Annotated in this window: 23 protein-coding genes; 10 read left to right on the plus strand and 13 right to left on the minus strand. The window is 68.0% G+C overall.

Annotated features, from left to right (window positions below):
* Positions 1-4 precede the first annotated feature (4 nt).
* From DIZ26_RS29535 to DIZ26_RS29545, 3 genes are read left to right on the plus strand one after another with little or no spacing between them, the layout of a single operon-like run.
* Positions 5-946 carry a sucrase ferredoxin gene (locus DIZ26_RS29535; protein WP_232828680.1) on the plus strand — a complete coding sequence of 314 codons (942 nt, stop codon included), beginning with the start codon at positions 5-7 and terminating at the stop codon, positions 944-946.
* Positions 943-1,455, plus strand: a complete 513-nt coding sequence (locus tag DIZ26_RS29540) for a beta-class carbonic anhydrase (protein WP_112247463.1) — start codon at positions 943-945, stop codon at positions 1,453-1,455. Before DIZ26_RS29535 ends, DIZ26_RS29540 begins: the two co-directional genes overlap by 4 nt.
* A 46-nt stretch (positions 1,456-1,501) precedes the next feature.
* Entirely contained in the window at positions 1,502-2,797 is a 1,296-nt protein-coding gene (locus DIZ26_RS29545) for a hypothetical protein (protein ID WP_112247465.1), read from the plus strand.
* Between the two features lie 43 nt (positions 2,798-2,840).
* On the opposite strand, the gene DIZ26_RS29550 is transcribed toward DIZ26_RS29545, so the two are convergent.
* A complete protein-coding gene (locus DIZ26_RS29550) occupies positions 2,841-3,308 on the minus strand; it encodes a VOC family protein (protein ID WP_157979844.1) in 468 nt (155 codons plus the stop codon).
* Positions 3,309-3,393: 85 nt separating this feature from the next.
* Positions 3,394-3,864: a winged helix-turn-helix transcriptional regulator gene (locus DIZ26_RS29555; protein ID WP_112247469.1), complete on the minus strand. Its 471-nt coding sequence runs from the start codon at positions 3,862-3,864 to the stop codon at positions 3,394-3,396.
* 107 nt (positions 3,865-3,971) lie between these two features.
* On the opposite strand from DIZ26_RS29555, the gene DIZ26_RS29560 reads away from it, so the two are divergent.
* A complete protein-coding gene (locus tag DIZ26_RS29560; RefSeq protein ID WP_112247471.1) occupies positions 3,972-5,195 on the plus strand; it encodes an MFS transporter in 1,224 nt (407 codons plus the stop codon).
* 30 nt (positions 5,196-5,225) lie between these two features.
* Here the strand turns inward: DIZ26_RS29560 and DIZ26_RS38435 are convergent, their stop codons facing one another.
* From DIZ26_RS38435 to DIZ26_RS29575, 3 genes are all read right to left on the minus strand, one after another.
* Positions 5,226-5,480: an HAD family hydrolase gene (locus DIZ26_RS38435; RefSeq protein WP_232828681.1), complete on the minus strand. Its 255-nt coding sequence runs from the start codon at positions 5,478-5,480 to the stop codon at positions 5,226-5,228.
* A gap of 406 nt (positions 5,481-5,886) precedes the next feature.
* Positions 5,887-6,309, minus strand: a complete 423-nt coding sequence (locus DIZ26_RS29570) for a VOC family protein (RefSeq protein ID WP_112247473.1) — start codon at positions 6,307-6,309, stop codon at positions 5,887-5,889.
* A 183-nt stretch (positions 6,310-6,492) separates the two neighbouring features.
* A complete protein-coding gene (locus DIZ26_RS29575; protein ID WP_112247475.1) occupies positions 6,493-8,577 on the minus strand; it encodes a DNA gyrase/topoisomerase IV subunit B in 2,085 nt (694 codons plus the stop codon).
* A gap of 444 nt (positions 8,578-9,021) precedes the next feature.
* On the opposite strand from DIZ26_RS29575, the gene DIZ26_RS29580 reads away from it, so the two are divergent.
* On the plus strand, positions 9,022-9,270 hold the full coding sequence (locus DIZ26_RS29580) for a DUF7455 domain-containing protein (RefSeq protein WP_232828682.1): 249 nt from the start codon (positions 9,022-9,024) through the stop codon (positions 9,268-9,270).
* 110 nt (positions 9,271-9,380) lie between these two features.
* Here DIZ26_RS29580 and DIZ26_RS29585 read toward each other — a convergent pair whose 3' ends face one another.
* Positions 9,381-10,853, minus strand: coding sequence for an aminotransferase-like domain-containing protein (locus DIZ26_RS29585; RefSeq protein ID WP_198676344.1), 1,473 nt, complete (start codon positions 10,851-10,853; stop codon positions 9,381-9,383).
* An 89-nt stretch (positions 10,854-10,942) separates the two neighbouring features.
* On the opposite strand from DIZ26_RS29585, the gene DIZ26_RS29590 reads away from it, so the two are divergent.
* Positions 10,943-11,584 (plus strand): LysE family translocator, encoded by a 642-nt coding sequence (locus tag DIZ26_RS29590; RefSeq protein WP_112247480.1) that lies wholly within the window; start codon positions 10,943-10,945, stop codon positions 11,582-11,584.
* Here DIZ26_RS29590 and DIZ26_RS29595 read toward each other — a convergent pair.
* Positions 11,527-13,551, minus strand: coding sequence for an amylo-alpha-1,6-glucosidase (locus tag DIZ26_RS29595; RefSeq protein ID WP_112247482.1), 2,025 nt, complete (start codon positions 13,549-13,551; stop codon positions 11,527-11,529). The two genes, DIZ26_RS29590 and DIZ26_RS29595, sit on opposite strands and share 58 nt — an antisense overlap.
* A 41-nt stretch (positions 13,552-13,592) precedes the next feature.
* Between DIZ26_RS29595 and DIZ26_RS29600 the strand changes: the two genes are divergently transcribed.
* The 4 genes from DIZ26_RS29600 to DIZ26_RS29615 all read left to right on the plus strand — a co-directional run bounded on the left by DIZ26_RS29600 (position 13,593) and on the right by DIZ26_RS29615 (position 17,044).
* Entirely contained in the window at positions 13,593-14,078 is a 486-nt protein-coding gene (locus tag DIZ26_RS29600) for a DUF456 domain-containing protein (protein ID WP_112247524.1), read from the plus strand.
* Between the two features lie 132 nt (positions 14,079-14,210).
* Positions 14,211-14,744: a hypothetical protein gene (locus DIZ26_RS29605; protein ID WP_232828683.1), complete on the plus strand. Its 534-nt coding sequence runs from the start codon at positions 14,211-14,213 to the stop codon at positions 14,742-14,744.
* 75 nt (positions 14,745-14,819) lie between these two features.
* Positions 14,820-15,521 (plus strand): response regulator transcription factor, encoded by a 702-nt coding sequence (locus DIZ26_RS29610; RefSeq protein WP_112247486.1) that lies wholly within the window; start codon positions 14,820-14,822, stop codon positions 15,519-15,521.
* Positions 15,521-17,044, plus strand: a complete 1,524-nt coding sequence (locus DIZ26_RS29615; RefSeq protein WP_112247488.1) for a sensor histidine kinase — start codon at positions 15,521-15,523, stop codon at positions 17,042-17,044. The genes DIZ26_RS29610 and DIZ26_RS29615 overlap by 1 nt, the downstream gene beginning before the upstream one ends.
* Here DIZ26_RS29615 and DIZ26_RS29620 read toward each other — a convergent pair.
* The 6 genes from DIZ26_RS29620 to DIZ26_RS29645 form a co-directional block, all read right to left on the minus strand.
* On the minus strand, positions 17,041-17,715 hold the full coding sequence (locus DIZ26_RS29620; protein WP_112247490.1) for a YidC/Oxa1 family membrane protein insertase: 675 nt from the start codon (positions 17,713-17,715) through the stop codon (positions 17,041-17,043). The two genes, DIZ26_RS29615 and DIZ26_RS29620, sit on opposite strands and share 4 nt — an antisense overlap.
* A gap of 49 nt (positions 17,716-17,764) precedes the next feature.
* Positions 17,765-18,031 (minus strand): DUF6412 domain-containing protein, encoded by a 267-nt coding sequence (locus DIZ26_RS29625; protein WP_112247492.1) that lies wholly within the window; start codon positions 18,029-18,031, stop codon positions 17,765-17,767.
* Between the two features lie 10 nt (positions 18,032-18,041).
* Positions 18,042-19,373, minus strand: a complete 1,332-nt coding sequence (locus tag DIZ26_RS29630) for an RNA polymerase sigma factor (RefSeq protein ID WP_112247494.1) — start codon at positions 19,371-19,373, stop codon at positions 18,042-18,044.
* A gap of 257 nt (positions 19,374-19,630) precedes the next feature.
* On the minus strand, positions 19,631-20,248 hold the full coding sequence (locus DIZ26_RS29635) for an HhH-GPD-type base excision DNA repair protein (protein ID WP_198676345.1): 618 nt from the start codon (positions 20,246-20,248) through the stop codon (positions 19,631-19,633).
* A 1-nt stretch (position 20,249) separates the two neighbouring features.
* Positions 20,250-20,678, minus strand: a complete 429-nt coding sequence (locus tag DIZ26_RS29640) for a universal stress protein (protein WP_112247498.1) — start codon at positions 20,676-20,678, stop codon at positions 20,250-20,252.
* Between the two features lie 261 nt (positions 20,679-20,939).
* Positions 20,940-22,418: a glutamate--cysteine ligase gene (locus DIZ26_RS29645; protein ID WP_112247500.1), complete on the minus strand. Its 1,479-nt coding sequence runs from the start codon at positions 22,416-22,418 to the stop codon at positions 20,940-20,942.
* Positions 22,419-22,641 lie beyond the last annotated feature (223 nt).

Raw genomic sequence — 22,641 nt, forward strand, 5'->3', positions numbered from 1 at the left:
GCCCGTGAGTGCGACAACCGACGCGACCGGTCGGCCGGGCCTATGCTCGACGATCTGCCGGCAGCTGAACGAACCACTCCCCGGTACGGCGGTCGTCGCCACCGGGTGGGTCGTCGTCGAGCAGCCCGGTCCGTGGGGCGCCAAGGCGGCCACTCAGAGCCATCTCGACCCGGAGTTCGGCGGCGGTTTCGATGATGCGTGCAAGAAGGCCGACCTGCGGTTCGGACTGATCCGCTCCCCCGGCAAGCATGCCGACGCGACGCCTCGCGCTCACCAGGTTTACGTGGCCTGCACCATCCCCGGCCGCAGTTGGCTGCTCGGCGGCTGCGTCGCCGACCCAGTAGAGCTGTCCTCGCTGAACCTGGACGCCGTACGCCGAGGTGACGCCGACGCCGTACTGGCCTCCCTCCCTGGCCTGGCTCCGGTGACCCACAGCGTCCTGCTGGTCTGTACGAACGGCAAGCGCGACGAATGCTGCGCGCTGCTCGGCCGCCCGATCGTCAACGCACTCTCCGCCCTGGCGCCCGGCCGAGTCTGGGAGGCCGACCACCTCGGCGGTCACCGGTTCGCACCGACTGCCACCCTGCTGCCGTCCGGAACCATGCACGGGCGGCTCGATCTGGAAACAGCCACCGCTGTGCTCGCCGCGTCCGACCGTGGTGAGACGATAGTGACCAAGCTGCGCGGCCGGACCACCTGGTCCAAGCGCGGCCAGGTCGCCGAGATCGCTGTCCGCCACCTCATCGGCGAGGTCGGCCTGGACAGTCTCGGCGTCATCGCGGAAGACCTGGAGACCGTCACGGTCAGCCATGCCGACGGCCGGACCTGGACGGTCCCCGTCACCAGCGAATCCGTCGACCCTCCCCGCCCTGAGTCCTGTGGAAAGGAGCCGTTCACCATGTCGATCCTGCGTGCCGGAACCATCATCGGGGGAGAGCTGCGATGACGAACCCAGTGGTCCCCAGCGGCTTCGAGGACCTGCTCGCGGCCAACGCCGAGTACGCCGCGAACTTCGCCTACAGCGGGTTCGACGGTATCGCCCATGCCGGCATCGGCGTGGTCACCTGCATGGACTCGCGCATCCCCCCGCTGGAGATGCTCGGCCTGAAGCCCGGCGACGCGAAGGTCCTGCGCAGCGCCGGCGCCCGGGTCACCGAGCTGACCCTGACCGGCCTGGTCCTCGGCGTCCAGTTGCTCGGCGTACGCCGGATCATGATCATCCCGCACACCCGGTGCGCGATGGCCTCGATGACCGAGGACGCCATGCGCGCCAAGGTCGAACTCGCCGCCGGCAAGCCGGCCGGATACCTGCCGCTCAACGTCATCCCCGACCAGCTCGAAGCCCTGCGCCACGACGTCTCCGCCGTCCGCGAACACCCGCTGATCGGCGACGACATCCTGGTCGGCGGCTTCATGTACGACGTGGACACCGGCGAGCTGACCCAGATCAGCTGATCAGATCGCCTCGGTCTCGGGCGGAGTCATCTGATAGACAAACCTCATGAGACTCCGCCCAAGCTCTCTTCTCCCCGCCGTACTGGCAGGCGCCCTCGCGCTGACCTCCGCCCTCACCACGGTCCCCGCAGCGACCGCTGCCCCGCCGTCCACCAGTTGCTTCGACCAGAGCGTCACCGGCACCGTCGAGGAGCAGCGCCTCGACAACGGTGTCGCCGGCGGCCCGTCCGTGCCGGCCGAGATCCTGGCCCGCTCCGGCTTCGACCGCCAGGTCCGCTTGTTCAGCCACCTACTCTGCGCCGTGCCGAACCGCGCTGTGGCGACGACGCTGGTCCGCGTCCAAGGCGAGCTGCTTTGGCGTACGGCGACGTACCGGGCCCAGCATCCGCAGACCGCGCCCGCTCTGCCGTCGACCGACGACCGCGGTCTCTACTGGGCCCGGATCTCGATGGCCCTCGCGCTCCGCCAATGGCAACCACACTTCGCCCTCGGTACGGCGGACCGCGCCGAACTCATCCGCTCCTTCGAGTACTCCTCCCGCGGCATCACCAGCAGCCGGTTCTCCCCCGGTGTCCGCAAGCTCCTGGTGACCGGCTTCGACCCGTTCACGCTCGATGCGGACATCCGGATCGGGAACCCGTCCGGCGCCAACGCGCTGACCCTCGACGGGCAGCGCTGGACGGTGAACGGGAAGACCTACGAGATCCAGACCGTGATGTTCCCGGTCCGCTACACCGACTTCGACGAGAACATGGTCGAGAACGCGCTCGCCCCGCACTATCGCGGCGGTCCGCAGCACGCCGATCTGGTGATGACCGCCAGCCAGGGCCGGGTCGGCATCTTCGATCTCGAGGTCTTCAACGGCCGGCGCCGCTCGGTCAGCTCGATCGGCGACAACAACAACCTGTGGGGCGGCGGCACGATCTACGCGCCCGTCGTCTCGCCGAGCATGCCGCCCGGGCCCGAGTGGCTCACTTCGAGCCTGCCGCTGGCCCGGATGTCCGGCGCGACCGTCCCCGCGCAGTTCCGCACCCGGGTGAACACCTCGGTGCTGGAGATCCCCGCCGGCGAGACACTCCCGGTACGCCGACCCGACGGTCCGACTCCCGGATCGATCGCCTCTGAAGGCACCGGCGGAGGCTACCTGTCCAACGAGGTGGCCTACCGCAACACGTTGCAGCGCGACCTGCTCGACCCGTCGATGCCGGCCGGGCACCTGCACGTCCCGGTGCTCCAGTTCGATCCTGCGAACAAGACGGCGATCACCGACCCGACGTACGAGACCAACCGCGACCAGATCGTCCAGGGCGCCCACGCCGTACTCCGGGCCGCCCTCGGCTGAACCGTCTGCTCCGCGGGGGTGCACGGGTGCACCCCCGCGGCTCTCACTTCCCGGCGAAACCGGCTCGCGCGGCGTCGAACGTCTCCATGCCGACCTCACGCAGATGCGTCGCGAGTACCCACCGGATCCCGAACGGATCCAGCACCGTCGACTGCCGCGAGCCGTGGAACATGTCCACCGGCGGCTTCTCCACCGTCGCGCCGGCTTGCTCGGCGGCAGCGGTCGTCGCATCCACATCAGGAACGTAGAGATTCATCCCGTACGTCGGCGGCTGGTCCACCGGGGGCGCATGCACGCCTTGCTCGGGGTAGGCGTCGGAAACCATGAACACCGCGCCGTCCACCTCCAGCTCGGCGTGCCCGATCCGTCCGTCAGCACCCACGAACGGATCCCACACCAACTTGGCCCCGAACACCTCGCCGTACCACTCGATCGCCTTGGCCGCATCGCGGCAACACAGATACGGCGTCAACACCCGCCCGATCGGCGGCACATAAGACTTGTCGGTCACGCTGACTCCCCCACACTCGATTAGGCGTGAGGACATCTTGCACCCCGCAGGGGACAATCAACCGGCCAAACCCAGCCAGGTGCCTTCAGCGGCCGACGAGTTCACGGTCGGGGGTGCGGCGGGCGACCAGCTGGCCGGCGCCCACCTGGTCGCCGTCGTCGGTGACGAACGCCAGGCGGACCGGCGTATCGGAGTCCTCGACGGTGAAGGCCGGTGAGGTCCCGTCGGGACGCGCCCGGCGCGTTCTGCCCCAGTCGCTGAGTGCCGCGATCACGAGATTCAGGCTGCGGCCGGCTTCGGTCAGCACGTACTCGTGGCGCGACCGCGTGCCCGCCTCCTGGTAGGTACGGCGGGTGAGTAGGCCCTCCTCGATCAGGAAGGTCAGCCGCTGGGTCAGCAGGTTCGGCGCGATGCCGAGAGCCTCCCGGAACTCCTGGAACCGCGTCGATCCCGCGATCAACGCCTCCCGCACGATGAGCAGCGTCCAGCGGTCGCCGAGCACTTCCAGGCTGCGCGCGATCGAGCAGGTCGAGTCCTTGCCGAGCGATTTGGGCATCCGTCCGTCCTTCGGGCTGAGTTGATTAACTATACCCAACAGGTGCTAAGTTCATATTATCTACTCAGCTCGGTGCGGCCTCGGTCGCACTTTCTCTTGGAGGACTTTTGCGATCGCTCAGTGAGCGCGCCAGTTTCTGGACAGCCGGCGCGGTGGTCGCGCTGGCGCTGTGGACCAGTGCTTGCCCGACGATGATCTATCCGCTCTACCAGGCCCACTGGAGCGTGACCTCGACGACCGTGGCCTGGATCTTCGCCGCCTACCCGATCGCCTTGATCCCGGTCCTCGTCGTCTTCGGCAACCTGTCCGACCACATCGGCCGGCGGGCAGCGATGCTGCTGGGCCTGAGCGCCGAGCTCGTCGGCGTACTGCTGTTCGTCCTCGCCCGCGACGTCGCCTGGCTCCTGGTCGGCCGTGCCTTCATGGGACTCGGCGTCGGCCTGTCGCTCAGCCCGGCAAGTGTGGCGATGGTCGAGTTCAGTGCCGCTGGGACCGAGAAGCGGGCCGGTGCGATCGGCACCGCGGTCTCCGCGTTCGGTATCGCGCTGGCGATGCTGGTCGGCGGCGGACTGTCGCAGTACGCGCCGTATCCGTTGCGGCTCACCTTCGTGGTGCTGGCGGCGGTGATCGCAGTGGTCGGCTTCTTCGCTCTGGGGTTGCCGCGGCACACGCCCGACGAGACCAAGTCGCGGTGGCGGGTTCGCGCGATCATCATCCCGCGTGGGAACCGCGGGATCTTCGCGGCCGGAGCGATCGCGTTCGCCTCGTCGTTCGTGCTCGGCTCACTGGTCCTGCCGCTCGGCGCCAAGATCGCTCACCAACTCGCGGGCTCGGACAACGCCCTCGTCACCGGTGCACTGTTGTCGGTCTTCGCGATCTCGATCGCGGTCACCGCCTTGCTGGCCAGGCGGCTGGACACCTGGACCACCGTGATGCTCGGTGCCGTCTTCTCCACCGGCGCGGTCTGGCTGTTCGTCCTCACCGGGACGACGCACTCCATCGTGGTCTTCTTCCTCGCCTCGGCCTGCGGCGGCATCGGCTACTCCTTCGACTTCGCCAGCGGCCTGACGATCCTGAACCGGTACGCCGCCCCGCACCACCGCGCGAGCATGGTCTCCGGCGGCTACCTGGCGGGCTACCTCTCCCAAGGCATCGGCGCTCCAGCGCTGGGCGCCATCGTCACGGCCCACGGCCTGATGACCGGCCTCTGCACTGGAGCCATCGCCTTCACCGCCGTCTTCGCCGCCTCACTGATCGGCGCCTTGATCGTCAGCAGATCCCTCCGCAAAGCCCCCACCGAGACCCGCGCCCCAGCAACAGCCACCGCCTAGCCCACTCAATCCCCGAAGTCACCGGGGACCTCATCCCGCCACAATCACCCGAAACGCCTCAACCACTGACCGAACTCGACACGTCGCCACAGCCGCGTTCTCGTCGCAGTGGTGATCACCGACGAGGATCGTTCGCAACCCGGCCGCGTTCCCACCCGCGATGTCGTACGCCGGATGGTCCCCCACCATCCACCCGCCCACCAGCGTCGCGCCGCATCGTGCGGCCGCGAGCTCGAAGATCGCCGGGTCGGGTTTCCGTACCCCGGCTTCTTCCGACAGTGCCACCGTTCGTGACCACGGCGACCCGCCATCCCGCAGTACGGAGTGAGGCGAGACCGTCCAGCACCTCCTGATCGACCGAGGTGAACAGTGGATGCTCCCGGTCGTAGTCAGCCACGAGCGCTTCTACGGACGCACTCAACCCGAAGCGTTCCTTGACCCCGGCGAACAGCTCAGCACGTGGGCGAAAGCCGCCCTCGTCATTCGCCAGCAACCATGAGACAGCGTCCGCCTCAAGTCGCTCGTTTCCGGCCCACCAAGCTGCCCAGGCCGCGAACGCCGCGTCCCGGTCGATCAAGGTGTTGTCCAGGTCGAAGCAGGCGATGGGTGTCATCGGGTGGTCTTTCGGAGGTGGCGGGTGGGCACCTGTCCGTCGCCGACGCGGGGCGGACAGGTGCCGACTGGTCGGGCGTCAGTCGAGCGTTTGGGCGATCTCCCAGAGGTTGCCGGCCGGGTCGGCGAAGGCTGCGGTGCGGCGGCCCCACGGGCGGTCGATCGGGCCGTTGAGAAGCGTGACGCCGTGTCCCTGCAACTCAGCGGCTGTCGCGTCCACGTCATCGACCCTGATCGTGTACAGCACGCGCCCACCCGCGGTCGGTGCCGCGCCCGCGCCGATCAACATCGGCTCCTCGTCGATCGTGACGAGGTTGAGCATCAGGTTGCGCATCTTCAGCAGCGCCGAGTTGTCATCCTCGAAGATGATCTCGAGCCCGAACACGGCGGTGTAGAACTCCCGGCAGGCCGCCACGTCGTCGACGAGCAACGTGATGACCTCGAGCTCGTCGAGACCGTTGACCGACTGCTGTCCGGGCGTCGTCGCGTTGTGGTTGGTCACGATGTTTCTCCTGTTACGTCAGGGCCGATGGCCGGCCGTGGGTCTTCGGAGAGGACATCGGGACGCCTCGACACAACTCGACATTCCGGCCGAAAACAGGACCTCCTGGCCGAATGACCTAGATCTTCCGGCCCGATCACGCCGACCTTCGGGCGGCGCACCGAGACCCTCCGGCCGGAGTACCTACACGTCGATGCGGGTTTCGTCGAGTTCGTAGGCGCCTTGGACGAGGAACTCCTTGCGGGGGGCGACGTCGTTGCCCATCAGGAGGTCGAAGACGTTGGCGGCTGCCTCGCCGTCGTCGACGGTGATGCGGCGGAGGGTGCGGTGGCGGGGGTCCATCGTGGTCTCCGCCAGCTGGTCCGCGTCCATCTCACCGAGACCCTTGTAGCGCTGCGGGGGCTCTTTCCACTTGACGCCCTTCTTCATCAGCTCGGCCGTCTTCCGCTGGTACTCCGCGTCGCTGTAGGTGTAGATGTACTTGTCCTGACCCTTTTTCGGGTTGGTCAGCTCGAAGCGGTGCAGCGGCGGTACGGCGGTGTAGACGCGACCGGCGTCGACCAGGGGCCGCATGTAGCGGAAGAACAGCGTCGCCAGCAGGCAGCGGATGTGCGCGCCGTCGGAGTCGGCGTCGGCCATGAAGATGATCTTGCCGTAGCGCGCCTGCTCGATGTCGAAGCTGCGCCCCGACCCGGCGCCGACCACCTGGATGATCGAGGCGCACTCGGCGTTCTTCAGCATGTCGGCGACGGACGCCTTCTGCACGTTCAGGATCTTGCCCCGGATCGGCAGCAGCGCCTGGAACTCCGAACTCCGTGCCAGCTTCGCCGTGCCGAGTGCCGAATCACCCTCGACGATGAACAGCTCGGAGCGGTCCACGTCGTTGCTGCGGCAGTCCGCGAGCTTGGCCGGCAACGCCGACGACTCCAGCGCCGTCTTCCGCCGCTGCAACTCGCGGTGCTGCCGGGCAGCGACCCTCGTCCGCGACGCCGCGACGACCTTCTCCAGCACAGCGCGGGCCTGCGCCTTGGCGACCCCCTTGGTGGAGGTGAGGAACGCCTCCAGCTCGGTCTGCACCACCTTGGCGACGATCCGCGAAGCGGCCGGCGTACCGAGCACCTCCTTGGTCTGACCGTCGAACTGCGGCTCCGACAGCCGGACCGTGACGACCGCGGTCATGCCTTCCAGTACGTCGTCCTTGATCAGCTCCTCGCCGCTCTTCAGCAGGCGGGTGCCGTTCAGCGCGCTGGTGAACACCTTCGGCAGGGCCCGCTCGAAGCCGGCCACATGGGTGCCGCCCTTCGGCGTCGCCACGATGTTCACGAACGAGCGCAGCTCGGTCTCATAGCCGTCGCCCCAGCGGATCGCGATGTCGACGTCGAGATCGCGCTCCACATCGGTCGGCGTCATGTGCCCGGCGTCGTCCAGCATCGGCACGGTCTCGGTGAAGTGACCGGTGCCGGTCAGCCGGATGACGTCGGTGACCTTCTGGTCGGTGGCCAGGAACTCGCAGAACTCGCTGATCCCGCCGTCGTGCTTGAACGACTCCTCGGTCGGCTCGTCACCGCGCTCGTCCCGTACGACGAGCTCGAGGCCCGGCACCAGGAACGAGGTCTGCCGCGCGCGGGTGACCAGCTCGTCGTAGTTGAACGCCGCGTCGCGGGTGAAGATCTGCCGATCCGCCCAGTACCGGATCCGGGTACCGGTCATGCCCTTCTTGGCCCGGCCGGCCTTACGCAGTCCCTTGGCCGCCGTGAAGCCCGCCGAAGCGCCCTCACCGTCGAACTCGCCGGCCACCCCACGACGGAAGGACGTCGTCCAGATCACGCCACCGCGGTCGACCTCGACGTCGAGCCGCGCGGACAGCGCGTTCACGACGGAGGCACCGACGCCGTGCAGACCACCGGAGGCGTTGTACGACCCGCCGCCGAACTTGCCGCCGGCGTGCAGCTTGGTGAAGACGACCTCGACACCGCTGAGCTTGGTCTTCGGCTCGATGTCGACCGGGATACCGCGGGCGCGGTCCCGCACCTCGACCGAGCCGTCCTTGTACAAGACGATGTCGATCCGGTCACCGTGCCCGGCCAGGGCCTCGTCGACGGCGTTGTCGATGATCTCCCACAGGCAGTGCATCAGCCCGCGGCTGTCGGTCGAGCCGATGTACATACCCGGCCGCTTGCGCACGGCCTCCAGGCCCTCCAGGACCAGCAGGTTACGTGCGTTGTACGTCGGGTCGAGCTCGGCACTGCGAGGCGTCGGGGCGGCCACTGGGCTCCTTCACTGGTTCACCAACAGACAACGTGCTCCGGCCCGCGGCCTTCGCACGCTGACAGCCTACGCAGCCCCTCCCCCAATTTCCGGCAGGCCCGGCTGGGTGGCGCCGGTGTAACCGCCGAGAGCAGGGGGTACCGAACGGGAACAGGCAATCACAGCAAGGAAAGGTGCTTTGACAGGTATCGATCCGGACTCGATCGCGAGTGGTATTCGACACTCCGGAGATCAGCGCGCCGTAGCCGTCTCATCGCGCACAGTGAGAGAAGACACGCCCGACACTCGCCGGAAACAGCAATTCGCCCGTATCCGAAACGATTCCCCGTCAATATGCGTCATAACGGAACAGGTGGTTCGTCTCACATACGGACACGCTGCACCAACCGGGAAGCGATCCGCATGTCAGGATGTTGCTATCTGGTGAGTACGGAACTAGATGAGATGAGGCCTCAAGTGACTACAGCACTCGCCCCGAGCTCGACCCTGTCGGCTGCGGACCGTTGTGACCGCTGCGGCGCGCAGGCCTACGTCCGTGTCACCCTGACCAGCGGTGGGGAGCTTCTGTTCTGCGCCCACCACGGCCGGGAGCACTCGGAGAAGCTGCGCAACATCGCGATCACCATTCACGACGAGACGGGACGGCTCGACGCTGAGCCCGCGACCGTCTCCTCCACGGAGGACGAGCGGTAACCGGCCTCACAGCGCCCAAGGCGCTTCCCCGCTGATTTCATCGATGGTGGCCACCCTTGCGGGTGGCCACCATCCGTCAATCTGCCCCCGGGCAACGAAATCGGCGCCGGCTAGATCATCGGTACGCCGGGCGCCGGCCCGTGGCGGCGAAGTTCCCGCCAGGCCCCGGCCAGCCGGTCCACCGCGTCGCTCATCACCTCGGCCGGATAGCTGAACGGCACCCGGAGATGATCGTCGTGCTCCCCGGTCGGATCCATCGCCCGCCCGGCCACCACCTCGACACCGTGCCGCAACGCCACCTGCGCGAACATTCGCGCGTCGGTATCAGGCAGCCGGATCCACAGCGCGGAACCGCCGTCGGGTTCGTCCCACCTCCACTCCGGTAGTCGCTCGGTCACCAACTGCCCCATCAGCTTCCGCCGTACCGTTGCCAGCCGCGCCCGCGCAGCGGTCATCTCGTGCAGCCGCGGCAACAATCTCGCGGTGAGTGCCTGGTCGATCACCGGACTGCCCAGATCGGCCAGCGCCTTGTGCCGGGCGAGCCGTTCGGCCAGCGGCTTCGGCGCCCGGATCCAGCCGATCCGCAGGCCACCCCACACCGCCTTCGACACCGACCCGATCGTGAACACCTCCGCCTTCTTCGGCGCGAAGGCGGCCAGCGGCGGCGGAATCTCCGGACCGGCGGGATCCCATGCCGAGTATGCGTTGTCCTCGACAACGACCACGCCGTACTGCGCTGCCAGCTCGGCCACTTGCCGTCGCCGGTTGGCCGACATCAACCGGCCGGTCGGATTGTGGAACGTCGGCATCACGAACAGCATCGCCGGCTGGTGCTCGGCCAGCGCGGCTGCCAGCAGATCCGGCTTGATGCCGGCGTCATCGAGCGGTACGCCGACCACGCGGCCGCCGGCTGCGCCGAACAAGTCGAAGCACCCCGGCCAACTCGGTTGCTCGATCACCACAGTCGCGCCGGTTCGCAGATACATCTGGGTCGCGAGCGCTATCGCCTGGTGTGCGCCACTCGTCACCACGATCTCGTCGGCGGTCGTCGGAAGCCCCGACGCGCTGAAGTGATCAGCGATCCGTTCCCGCAGTTCCGGCAAGCCGCGGGGGTGGTAGCCGACGCCCTGCAACAACACTGACAGATCGGTGCGCGCGAGATCCTCCAACTCCCGGGCCAACTCCGGCATTCCAGGATCGACCGCGTAAGTCATCGCGATCACTTCGCCGGGGTCGACCGTGATCCGGTGGAACAACGACTCGCCGTACCCGGTCGGGATCCGCTTGTCCGCGCCCGATCGGCCTCGCCCGGCCGACGCGGCCACCGTCGTCCCGCTGCCGCGCCGGCTCTCGACCAGACCGCGGGCACGCAGTTCGTCGTACGCCGCGACGACCGTCGACCGGCTGATCGCCAAGGCCTCCGCGAGCGGTCGTTCGGCCGGCAGCCGGGCGCCGACGGGGAGTTCGTCGGAGCCGATCAGTGCGGTGATCGCGTCGGCGAGCCGTCGGTACAGCCCACCTGGTCCGGGCAGATGCCGGCCGATCAGTTCGCCGAGAGCGGCGGCGTCACCAGAACGGTCCACTTCTCCTCGGATTGGCTCGGGCGGACTGCTTCGGACCCAGCCAGGCTAGACCCGGCAAGTCCACCACGGCTGTGAGAGTGAGGAATTGGATGGGGATCGGGCAGGCGCTCGGGTTCGTCGGAGCGACGGTGGTGCTGGTCGGAATGCCAGGGCCCAACAACATCTACATCTCGCTCCGCAGTCTCACCCAGGGCCGCCGGGCAGGAGTCGTGTCCGCCCTCGCGATCGAGACCGGCTCACTGGTGTACGTCGTGGTCACGGCCCTCGGCCTCGTCGCGCTGGTCCAGGCCTCACCGACCCTCTTCACGGCGATCACCGTTGCCGGCGCGCTCTATCTGGCGTTCCTCGGAATCAAGTTGCTCAGGGCACCGATTACCGACGGCCCCGGCAGCATCCGGATCGCTCCACTAGGCCGCGTCTTTCGCGAAGGTGTCCTGGTGAACCTGCTCAACCCGAAGGCGGCACTGTTCTTCCTTGCCTTCCTCCCCCAGTTCACGACCCGCGGCGCCGCACCGGACCGCCTGCGCACAGAGATGCTCGCCCTCGGCCTCGCCGTGATGCTGATCGGCCTCGCGCTCGACCTCTCCTATGCCCTAGGCGCCGACGCTCTCGGCCGCCGTTTCCGCTCCCTCCGCACAACTAGCCGAGCCCGCAACCGCTGCGTGGCCGCCGTCTACCTACTGCTCGCGCTGTTCGCCTTGACCACCGCGATCGCGCCGTCCTTCCACTGAACCGACAGGGATCCACCACCCACGGTCAGTCCCTTCAACGTGAGTTGCCGCCACGGCAGTTGCTCAGCGGGTGTCACGCTCACTGTGCCGTTCTCGAGGTCCGGGGTGATGCCGAAGGCCGCGATCAGGACGGCGATCGCGGAGGCGGCTGCCCAGGCTTGCGGGCGGCAAGAGAGGGGGTACGGCGTGGGAGTGGTCTCCTCGGTGAGGCCGCGACCGCCGTAGAGCTCGGGAAGGCGGTAGTCGAACGACTCGGCTGCGCGGAGGAGCCCTTCGACGTACAAGGTGGCGGGGGCGGTCGGCGTACCAGCTGAGCGGGCGGCGGCGTACAGGCCTTCGATCGCCATCGCGGTGTCGTGCGGCCAGACGCTGCCGGTGTGGTAGCCGAGGGGGTTGAAGCGAGTCATTGCCTTGGACAACGTTCTCAGGCCGAAGCCGCTGTTCAGGTCGTCGGACGAGAGAACCTCGACGACGCGCTGCTCTTCCTCGGCGTCGAGCAGGCCGGTGCCGAGGAGGTGGCCGAGGTTGGAGTGCGGGCCGGCGACGGGCTTCTTCGCGCCGTCGAGAGCGATCGCCGGGTAACCGTCGACCCAGAAGCTGCTGCGGAACCTCGCCTTCAGCGTTGCCGCCCACTCGCGCCACTGGGGCGCGCCGTCCTCACCGAGTGCGTCGAGGAGTTCCGCGCCCTTCATGGCGGCCGAGTACGCGTACGCCTGGACTTCGCAGAGCGCGATCGGTGCGGTCGCGATGGTGCCGTCGGGCCATTGCACCGAGTCCGAAGAGTCCTTCCAGCCTTGGTTCGCGAGGCCGTGGCCCGACTCGTCGATGTACTCGAGGAAGCCGTCGCCGTCCGGGTCGGCGTACTCGCTCATCCAGGTGAGCGCCTTGCGTAGCGCAGGAAGCAGTTCGCGGACCTCGTCGATCGGCATCCCCCACCGCCACGCCTTGTGCAGGGTGATGACCCAGAGCTGGGTGGCGTCGTGCGTTCCGTAGTACGTCGCAGGGAGCACGAGACCGCCGCCGTGATCGGTGACGCTGGTGCGGAGTTCGTGCGGGATCTTGCCCGGCTGCTCCGCCGAGTCCGGGTCCACCTTGGTGCCCTGCCAAGCGGCGAGCGCGCGCAAGGTCCCCGCGGCGAGACCCGGGTCGACCGGGATCAGCATGCCCGACGAGATCAGCGAGTCCCGCCCGAAGAGCGTCAGGTACCACGGTGGGCCGGCGCCGAGATAGCGCTCTCCCCCGTTCGCCTCGAGCTGCAGTCCGGCGACGTCGTCGAGCGACCTGCGGACCCAGCGGGCGACCCGGTTGTCGTCACAGTCGACAGACACGTGCTCGTACGCCGGCCGGTCGGCGGGCGGATCGATGCTGAACCCGTCCGTCGCCGGGAAGGTCGCGGAGACCCGCAGTACGAGGGTGAACTCTCCGCCGGCGGCGATCTTCGGTTCCCAGGTCAAACCTTCAGAGGCACTGGGCTCGAAGTGTGCGCTGACTTGAATGCCGTCCGACTCCCAGGTCAGCCCACCTACTGCATCAACGGCGGGGACAGCGGAGAGATCGGCCGCGGCGCCGCTGCGGATGGCGGCGATCCCGGCGAGATCGGTGCCCAGGGCAACTTCCAGCCGGGGCGTGATCTCGGTGCGGGAGCGGTTGACGACGGTGAACTGCTCGGTCAGGCCGTCGCCGTCGACCGACCGGGTGCGCCGCAAGGTGACGGTCGGGTCGTGGCCGGGGTCGCCGAGACCGTCGAGGACAGCGACGAACTGGTGGGTGCAGGCGTTCTGCTCGTCGACGTGGAGCGGTACCGGTGGCCGGCCGTCGACCGTGACGGCCAGGCGCGACAGGATCCGCCGGTCGCGCGCATAGAGGCCCTCGCCCTCGTCGGACCCGCCGGTGAGCTGCCCGGAGGCCGGGGACAACACCACCCAGGGAGCGGCGATCGCGGTCACGAGTTCGTGGAGCTGAGCCATGTCTCCACCCTAAGCCGGGCGATTTGCGGCACAGTGGCGGTGTGAACAGCGTCGCGACATTCCTGGTCGGAGTAGCGATCTTCGTCGGCATCATCGGCATCGTGATCCCTGTGCTGCCCGGCGCGATCCTGAGTCTCGCCGCGATCCTGATCTGGGCCCTGGAGGAGCAGAGCGCCACCGGCTGGGTCGTGCTGTCGGCCGCGGTGGTGCTGATCGGGGCCAGCCAGGTGGTCAAGTACATCGTGCCCGAGCGGCGGCTGCGCGAGTCCGGCGTACCCCGAAGATCGATGCTGATCGGGATCCTGCTCGGCATCGTCGGGTTCTTCCTGATCCCGGTGGTTGGTCTGTTCGTCGGGTTCCCGCTGGGCGTCTACCTGTCCGAGCGGCAGCGGCTCGGCACGCACGACCAGGCCTGGGTCTCGACGAAACACGCGCTGCGCGCGACCGGTCTGTCGATCCTGATCGAGTTCATCGGTACTTCGCTGGCCGCGGCCGTCTGGCTGGTCGCCGTGCTGTTCCTGGTCTGACGACTGCCACGCTGTTGCGATTGCCAGGCTGTTGCCAGGTTCGCCGGAGGTTGGTCTCAGGAACGCGACGCAAGGTGGGACGACCAGCATCAGGTGCACTGCCTGGTGCGTAGTACCGGGAGGCAATTCAGCATGGCGTCGTTCCAGAAGCTCACCGAGAAGCGCTGGCGGGTAGCCGGCACGGCCGCCGCGGTCGCGGTCACCACGGCAGCCGGCGGAGTCGCCTGGGCCACCACCAACGCGGACCCGACTCCCTCGCCGTCCACCTCACCGACGGCACCGGCCGATCCCAAGCCCGGCAAGGGCCCGGGCGGCATGGGCCGGCACGGCGAGTTCGGGATGATGGGTGCGCTGCACGGCGAGTTCGTCGTCGAGAAGCAGGGCGGCGGCTATCAGACCGTCGCCACCCAGCGCGGCGAGGTGACTGCGGTCAGCAAGGACTCGATCACCGTCAAGAGCGCCGACGGATACAGCAAGACCTACACGCTGACGGCCGACACGCTGGTCAACGCGACCCGCGACGGCATCGACAGCGTGAAGAACGGGAACCAGGTCGCTGTCAGCGCGATCGTCGCCGATGGCAAGGCCACCGCGGTCAGCGTGAACGACGGCACGGTCCGCGACGCGGCCGGTCAGAAGTGGGGCTTCAAGCACGGACCTCGGTGATCACGGGCTGACACTCACAGCCGATTGCCAGGAACCTTCCAGCAACAGCACGGGTGCGGGCGTAAGACTGTGATCATGAGCCCGCATCTGCTGGTGGTCGACGACGAGCCGAACATCGTCGAACTGCTGTCCGCGAGTCTGCGCTTCGCCGGGTACGACGTGTCGACGGCGACGCACGGCGCCGAGGCCCTCCGCAAGGCGCGCGAGGTCGAACCGGACCTGGTCGTGCTGGACGTGATGATGCCCGGCCTGGACGGTTTCGAAGTGGTCCGCCGGCTGCGCGGTGAGGACCGGCACGTACCGGTGCTGTTCCTCACCGCGCGCGACGCCGTCGAGGACAAGGTGCTCGGTCTGCACACCGGCGCCGACGACTACGTCACCAAACCGTTCAGCCTGGACGAACTGGTCGCCCGGGTCCGCGCGCTGCTGCGCCGGTCCGGGCATCGCGAGCAGGCCACCACCGAGGCAGCCATCCTGCGGTACGCCGACCTGGAGCTGAACGAGGACAGCTACGAGGTGTTCAAGGCCGGTCAAGCGGTGCAGCTCTCGCTCACCGAGTTCAAGCTTCTGCGTTGCCTGCTGGAGAACGCCGAGCGGGTGATGTCGAAGGGCCAGATCCTCTCGGCGGTCTGGAACTACGACTTCGCGGGCGACGCCGGCGTGGTCGAGTCGTACATGTCCTACCTGCGCCGCAAGGTCGACACCGGCGACCAGAAGCTGCTGCACACCGTCCGCGGGGTCGGCTACGTGCTGCGCACCCCCCGAGGCGCAAACTGATGCCCCACCGGCGGCTGGCCGACCGCTACCCGCTCCGCATCACCATCGTCTTGGTGCTACTGGCGCTGGTCACCGCCGCCCTGCTGGCCTCCGGCGTCATCGCCACCACCATCATGCGCGGCTACCTCATCGATCGGGTGGACAGCCAGCTCGCCGAAGCCGCTCCCCCGCTCGCCGGGCGCATCCTCATCCGCAACGGGAACGGCGAGCGACCAGGCCAAGGCCCCGGCGGCAACCGGCCACCACCGAGTCCATTCCTCGTTCGCTACTACGCAGCCGACGGCACGGTCCTCAACACCCTCGACCGGGGACCGGTGTCCAGCAAACCGGAGCCGGACATTCCGGCGCTGACCTCGGCGAAGGCGGCCTCGCTGACTGGCCCGTTCGATGTGAAGGCCGTCAGCGGCGGCGCAACCTGGCGGGTGCTGGTGGTGCCGACCAGGAACATCCCGGGCGGGTGGGTGGCGATCTCCCAGAGCCTCGAAGACATGGACCAGACGATCCAGCGGCTCGTCGGCGTCCAGGTGGCCGCGGGCATCATCCTGCTCGTTCTGCTGGCTGGCGTCGGGACCTACGTCGTACGGCGTAGTCTGCGCGGGCTGGAGGATGTCGAGCACACCGCGGTGGCGATCGCGGGTGGGGACCTGAGCCGCCGGGTGCCGCAGCGGGATCCGCGGACCGAGGTCGGGCGGTTGTCGCTCGCGCTGAATCAGATGCTCGGGCAGATCGAGACCGCGTTCGCCCAGCGGACCGCCTCGGAGTTCGCGGCCCGCAGATCCGAGGACGCCGCTCGCCGCTCGGCCGAGGTGGCGCGGGAGTCCGAGGACAACGCGCGGCAGTCGGAGGAACGGATGCGGCGGTTCATCGCCGACGCCTCGCACGAGTTGCGGACGCCGCTGACCTCGATCCGCGGATTCGCCGAGCTGACCAGGCAGCGCGGCAGCATCGATCCGGCCACGATGAAGCGGATCGAGGACGAGGCGAAGCGGATGGGTCTGCTCGTCGACGACTTGTTGCTGCTGGCACGACTCGATCAGCAGCGGCCGCTCCAGCACCAGCCGGTGGATCTGCTCACGCTGGCCGGCGACTCGGTGCACGACGTACAGGCTCTGCAGCCGGAGCGATCGGTCAAGTTCCAGATCCTGCCTGGTTCGGACGCGCCCGTGGTGGATGGTGACGAGGCGCGGTTGCGGCAGGTGCTCGGAAACCTGGTCAGCAACGCACTCCACCACACCCCGGTCGAGGCACCGATCACGGTCTCGGTCGGTACCCGCGACAACGAGGCCATCCTCGAAGTCGCGGACACCGGCCCGGGCCTCGACGAGCAACAGAAGGCGAAGGTCTTCGAGCGCTTCTACCGCGCCGACTCAGCGCGCACCCGAGCCACCGGTGGCTCAGGCCTCGGCCTTTCGATCGTGGCCGCCCTCGTCGCCGCCCACAACGGCCACGTGACCGTCACCGACACCCCTGGCGGCGGCGCCACCTTCACCGTCCACCTACCCGTATCGCTGCAGAACACCTAGCGCTGCAGCAACATGCGTTCTGCCACGGTCCAGGTGGTTGTTGTGAGTAGGTAGAGGCCTGCGGCGAGGGGGATGAAGGCCGCGGTGGCGAGCGTGCCGTAAGGCAGGACGCGAGTCAGGTGACCTGCGAGGCCGGCCGGCTGAGTGTCGGCAGTACGACGCTGCCAGCGCGACGAGAAGTAGGCGACTACCGCAAGCAGTACTGCGAGGCCGAGGTAGACCGGCGTCGACGTGAGCAGCGGCCAGTGCAGGCCTAGCGGTGCGCCGAACAAGGTGCCGGTGAGCAACTGGTTCGACTGCCCAGCAACTACCGCAGTGGAGAACAAGCGGTACATCAGCCAGAAGAACGGCAGTTGGGCAAGCAGCGGCAGGCACCCCGCGAACAACGAGCCGGACTCCGCCTGCAGTGCGGCGATCTCCCGGTTCAGCCGTTCGGGATCGCCCTTGTGCCGCTCGGAGAGTTCCTTCAGTTGCGGAAGGAGCGCAGTGCGGGACTTCGTTCCGCGGGCAGCGCGGATGCTGAGTGGGAGGAGGGCGAGTCGGACGGCCACTGTGCAGACCACGATCGCCAGCGCGGCGGCGTACGGGCCGGTGACGGGTTCGAAGGTCTGGGCGATCCAGAGGACCAGGTGGTACGCGCCGCTGACCGGCACGTCGAGGAAAGCAGGCATGACAAAGCTCCACGAGAGTGAGAAAGGGATGAGGTAGCGAGGAAACTCGCTACTGTCCCGGTGCTCGTGGGCGTGGGCGGCCGGCGGCGCCGGGGTCGCGGAGCGGGAGGTACGCGGCCTTGCGGGTGGATTCACGCAAAGCGGTGGCGCGGGCAAGCAGCGGTGCGGCGGTCGGGCGGCTCGCGGCGGCGCGGGAGACCAACAGTACGGCGAACAAAGCGGCCGCCGCCGTGAGCACGGCGGCGGCCAGCAGACCCGAGTCCGGGCCGAGGGCAGGGATCGCCAGCGTCCAGATGCCGGCGAGTGCCCTGCCCATCAGAGCTTCATCAGTCGAGGTAGTCCCGCAGCACCTGCGAGCGCGACGGGTGCCGCAGCTTCGACATCGTCTTGGACTCGATCTGGCGGATCCGCTCGCGCGTCACGCCGTACACCTTGCCGATCTCGTCCAGCGTCTTCGGCTGGCCGTCGGTCAGACCGAAGCGCATCGAGACGACGCCGGCCTCACGCTCGGACAGCGTGTCCAGTACGGCGTGCAGCTGCTCCTGGAGCAAGGTGAACGAGACGGCCTCGGCCGGCACGATCGCCTCGGAGTCCTCGATCAGGTCACCGAACTCGGAGTCGCCGTCCTCGCCGAGCGGGGTGTGCAGCGAGATCGGCTCGCGACCGTACTTCTGCACCTCGATGACCTTCTCCGGGGTCATGTCGAGCTCCTTGGCGAGCTCTTCCGGAGTGGGTTCGCGACCGAGGTCCTGCAGCATCTGGCGCTGCACCCGGGCCAGCTTGTTGATGACCTCGACCATGTGCACCGGGATCCGGATGGTGCGGGCCTGGTCGGCCATCGCGCGGGTGATCGCCTGCCGGATCCACCAGGTCGCGTAGGTGGAGAACTTGTAGCCCTTGGTGTAGTCGAACTTCTCGACCGCGCGGATCAGACCGAGGTTGCCCTCCTGGATCAGGTCCAGGAACAGCATGCCGCGGCCGGTGTAGCGCTTGGCCAGCGAGACGACCAGTCGCAGGTTGGCCTCGAGCAGGTGGTTCTTCGCCCGGCGGCCGTCCTCCGAGATCCACTCGTACTCGTCCTTGACCTTGTCCTTGAGCTTGGTGGCCTCGTCGCTGATCTGCTCCTCGGCGAACAGGCCGGCCTCGATCCGCTTGGCGAGCTCGACCTCCTGCTCGGCGTTCAGCAGCGGGACCTTGCCGATCTGCTTCAGGTAGTCCTTGACCGGGTCGGCGGTCGCACCGGCGACCATCACCTGCTGCTCGGGCTCGTCGGTCTCGTCGGCCTCGGAGACGACGAAGCCCTCGCTCTCGCTGAGCTCCTTCTCCAGCGGCTTCACAGCCTCCGGGGAGAAGTCCGACTCGTCGACCTCGTCGAGCGCACGCGGCTTACCGGTCTTCGGGTCGACAGCCAGACCCGCCTCGGACACGGCCTTCTTCGCCGGCGCCTTCTTGGCGGCGGCCTTCTTCGCGGCGGGAATACCGTCCTCCTTGGTGGACACAGCAGCCTTGGTGGCCGCGGCAGCGGCCTTCTTCACGGGGGCCTTCTTGGCGGCAGGTTCGGTTACTCTGGCGCTGGTCCTCGGAGCCGTGCTGCGGGCGGTGGCGGCCACGGCCCGGCCGGACTCGGCGGGAAGGTTCTCGGACGAGCTGGACGACACGAATTACCTCTCGTCTGACGATGTGCAGTCTGCAGGGTTACTGGTACTACTCATACAGCGTTGTCATGCCATGATTTTGGTGGCGGCTCGCTGGTCAGGCGGCAGCAACACTCCATTGTAATCCGCGAGCCAAGCCCAACCGTTCCGCGACCCCCCGTGCTGGCGCGTCATCACGCTGCGAAACCGCCTCCGGCCACGAGATCCGTTATAGAACCGACGCCTTGCGGCGCCGGCCCCAGCCCGTCATAATCCAGCGTTCAACTGTTCCGGGTCTGCCGCATCGGTCGCGCCACCACCCGCTTCTCGACCTTCTGCTCCATCTTGAACTGACGCACCTTCACCAGGGAGGCCACGTCGATGACGTCCGCGACGGACTTGTAGGCGCCGTCCTCGCCGTACGGTTCGGACGCCTCCCGCCAGCCCCGCGGCCGCACCTTCAGTTGTTTGCCGAGCAGCGCGACGAAGATCTTCGCCTTCTGCGCGCCGAAGCCGGGCAGCGCGGACAGCCGGGCGAGCAGGTCGTCGCCGGACTTCACATCGGCCCAGACGGCCGACGCGTTACCGCCGTACTCCTCGTCCAGGTGCTTGGCCAGCGTCTGGATCCGAGCCGCCATCGCGGTCGGGAACCGGTGCACGGCCGGCGGACCGGCCACCACCTCGACGAAACCGTCCGGGTCGTAGGCGGCGACCGTGGACGGGTCGAACGGGCCCTCCATCCGCTGGGCGATCGCGACCGGGCCGGCGAACGCACGCTCCATCGGGATCTGCTGGTCCAGCAGCATCCCAACCAGCAGCGCGAAAGGGTCTCTGCTCAACATCTCGTCGGCGTCCGGCTGCTGCGCGAGGCACAGCTTCTTGCTCCGTGTCGAAGTCACCTCAGTCCTCCTCCCCATCAGACAACTCAGGCTCGGCCTTGACGGCCAGCACCGGACACGGAGCGTCGAGCAGCACCCGTTGGGCGTTGCTGCCGAGGATGAGCTTGCCGACCGGGGACCGGCGCCGAAGGCCGATCACGATGAACTCCGCGTGCACCTGCTCGGCGACGGCCACCAGGTCCTCCGCCGGGTCGAGTCCACGCACCAGTTGCCGTACCTCGTAGGGCACACCGGTCGAGTCGAGCTGCTCCCTTACCTCCGTCAACGCGGCGTCACTCGCCGCGGCCTCGTCGCTGTCGAAGCTGCGTCCGCCCCGGTGCGAGTTCACCACCACCAGCTTGGCGTCGCGTAGCTTCGCCTCCTCCGCCGCCCGTCTGAGCGCGGCGCGCCCCTCGGACTTCGGGACATACCCCACGACGATGGTCGTCATCGACTTGCCTCACCTCCGGGTGTCTTCCACCACACGGTCGACCCGTTCCGAACGATACTGCCCTGAACCCGCGTCGGCATCTGTGGAAATGCACCACCTGTGTCGCATCCGTGACCCTCCGGCAGTTGTGCCCGAAACACCCGGCGCAGCACGCCGTCTGGTTCACCCCTGCTTACCCCCGTCGCCGGGATCTAACCCCGTTGCCGAAGGCAAATTGCTTCGGCTGCGCGCTGTCCTACGTTGTCTGCCGGGCTAACCGGTTCAGTCGATCGGCCATTCGTGCACAGGCGTGTTCTCGTGCATGTGCTCGCGATAGCGGCTGAGCATCCCGCGCAAAGCGTCGCGCCGGCCGTGGGATCCCTTGGTGTACAAGCGGTGGAACTCATCGGCCTGCCAGGAAGCCCCGTTCCGGTTGGTCAGGCAGCGCTGTTCGATGATGCCGAGCAGGCGATCCCGGACGGCCGCGTCGACGCCCCAGGAGTCGAGACCCTGGGAAGCCAACGGCAGCAGGCGCCGCAGTACGAGTTCGGTCGCGCGCGCCGTACCGACGCCCGGCCAGAAGACCTCGGCGTCGATGCCTTGCCGGGCCGCCTCGTGGAAGTTCTCCTCCGCGGCGCTGAAAGACATCTGCGACCAGATCGGGCGTTCGTCGTCGGCGAGCGCGCGAACCAGGCCGAAGTAGAAGGCGCCGTTGGCCATCGTGTCGACCACGGTCGGCCCAGCCGGCAGCACGCGGTTCTCCACTCGCAGATGCGGCTTCTCCCGGACAACGTCGTACACCGGGCGGTTCCAGCGGTAGATCGTCCCGTTGTGCAGGCGAAGCTCCGAAAGAGCCGGGGTGTCGCCGCGATCCAGCACGGCGATCGGGTCCTCGTCCGAGGTCACCGGCAACAGTGCCGGGTAGTACCGCGAGTTCTCCTCGAACAGGTCGAAGATCGAGGTGATCCAGCGTTCGCCGAACCACACCCGCGGCCGGACCCCCTGCGTCTTCAGCTCGTGCGTCCGGGTGTCGGCAGCCTGCTCGAACAAGGCGATCCGGGTCTCCCGCATCAGTTCCTTGCCGAACAGGAACGGCGAGTTCGCGCCGACCGCGAGTTGCACGCCGGAGATCGCCTGAGCGGCGTTCCAGTACCGCGGGAAGGCCTCGGGCGTCACCTGGAGGTGGAACTGCGTCGACGTACACGCGGCTTCGGGCAGGATGCTGTCCGCGGTCACCTGCAGCCGCTCGATCCCGTCGATCGCGATCTGCACGTCCTCGCCGCGGGCCTGGAAGACCTGGTCGTTGAGCAGCGTGTACCGCGGGTTGGCGCTGATCGCCTCGCGCGAGATGTGCTGCAGCATCAGCGTCGGCAGGATCCCGACGACCACCATCTTCGACCCGGTGCGGGCGGCCTTCTCCTCGGCGGCATTGAGGCTGTCGCGGATCGACTTCTCCATCACGTCCAGGCCGGTACCGTCGATCTGGCCCGGCGGGACGTTGATCTCGACGTTGAACTGGCCGAGCTCGGTCTGGAACGCGTCGTCCTCGATCGCGTTCAGCACCTCCGCGTTCTTGAACGCCGGGTCGCAGTTCTCGTCGATCAGGTTCAGCTCGATCTCGATGCCGGTCATCGGCCGCTCGGCGTCGAACCGCGCCTCCCGCAACATCCGGGCGAACGCGTCCAGATTGCGATGGACCTGGTCGCGGAACGCGGTCCGATCCGCCCGGGTGAATTCGACCCGGTCGACTTCCTCGCCCATCTGCGCCTCCGCTGTCGGTTACTGCGCCTCCCGGTACCTGGCCTCAGTCTGCCTGAACCGTGCCTTTCGTGTGACCTGGATCGCGTCGCCGTTCACCAGGTGGTACGCCGGCCGCCGGCGGGCGGGCGTTCTAGATGTACCCGGCCGAGACGTTGGTGACGTTGGGGTTGGTGGGTTGACGTAGGGAAGACCTCCGGAGTGCGGTGGAGATAGCCGTCTTCAC

Origin of the sequence: Kribbella monticola, assembly GCF_003261635.1 — a bacterium.
In the GTDB taxonomy this organism is placed as follows: Bacteria; Actinomycetota; Actinomycetes; order Propionibacteriales; family Kribbellaceae; genus Kribbella; species Kribbella monticola.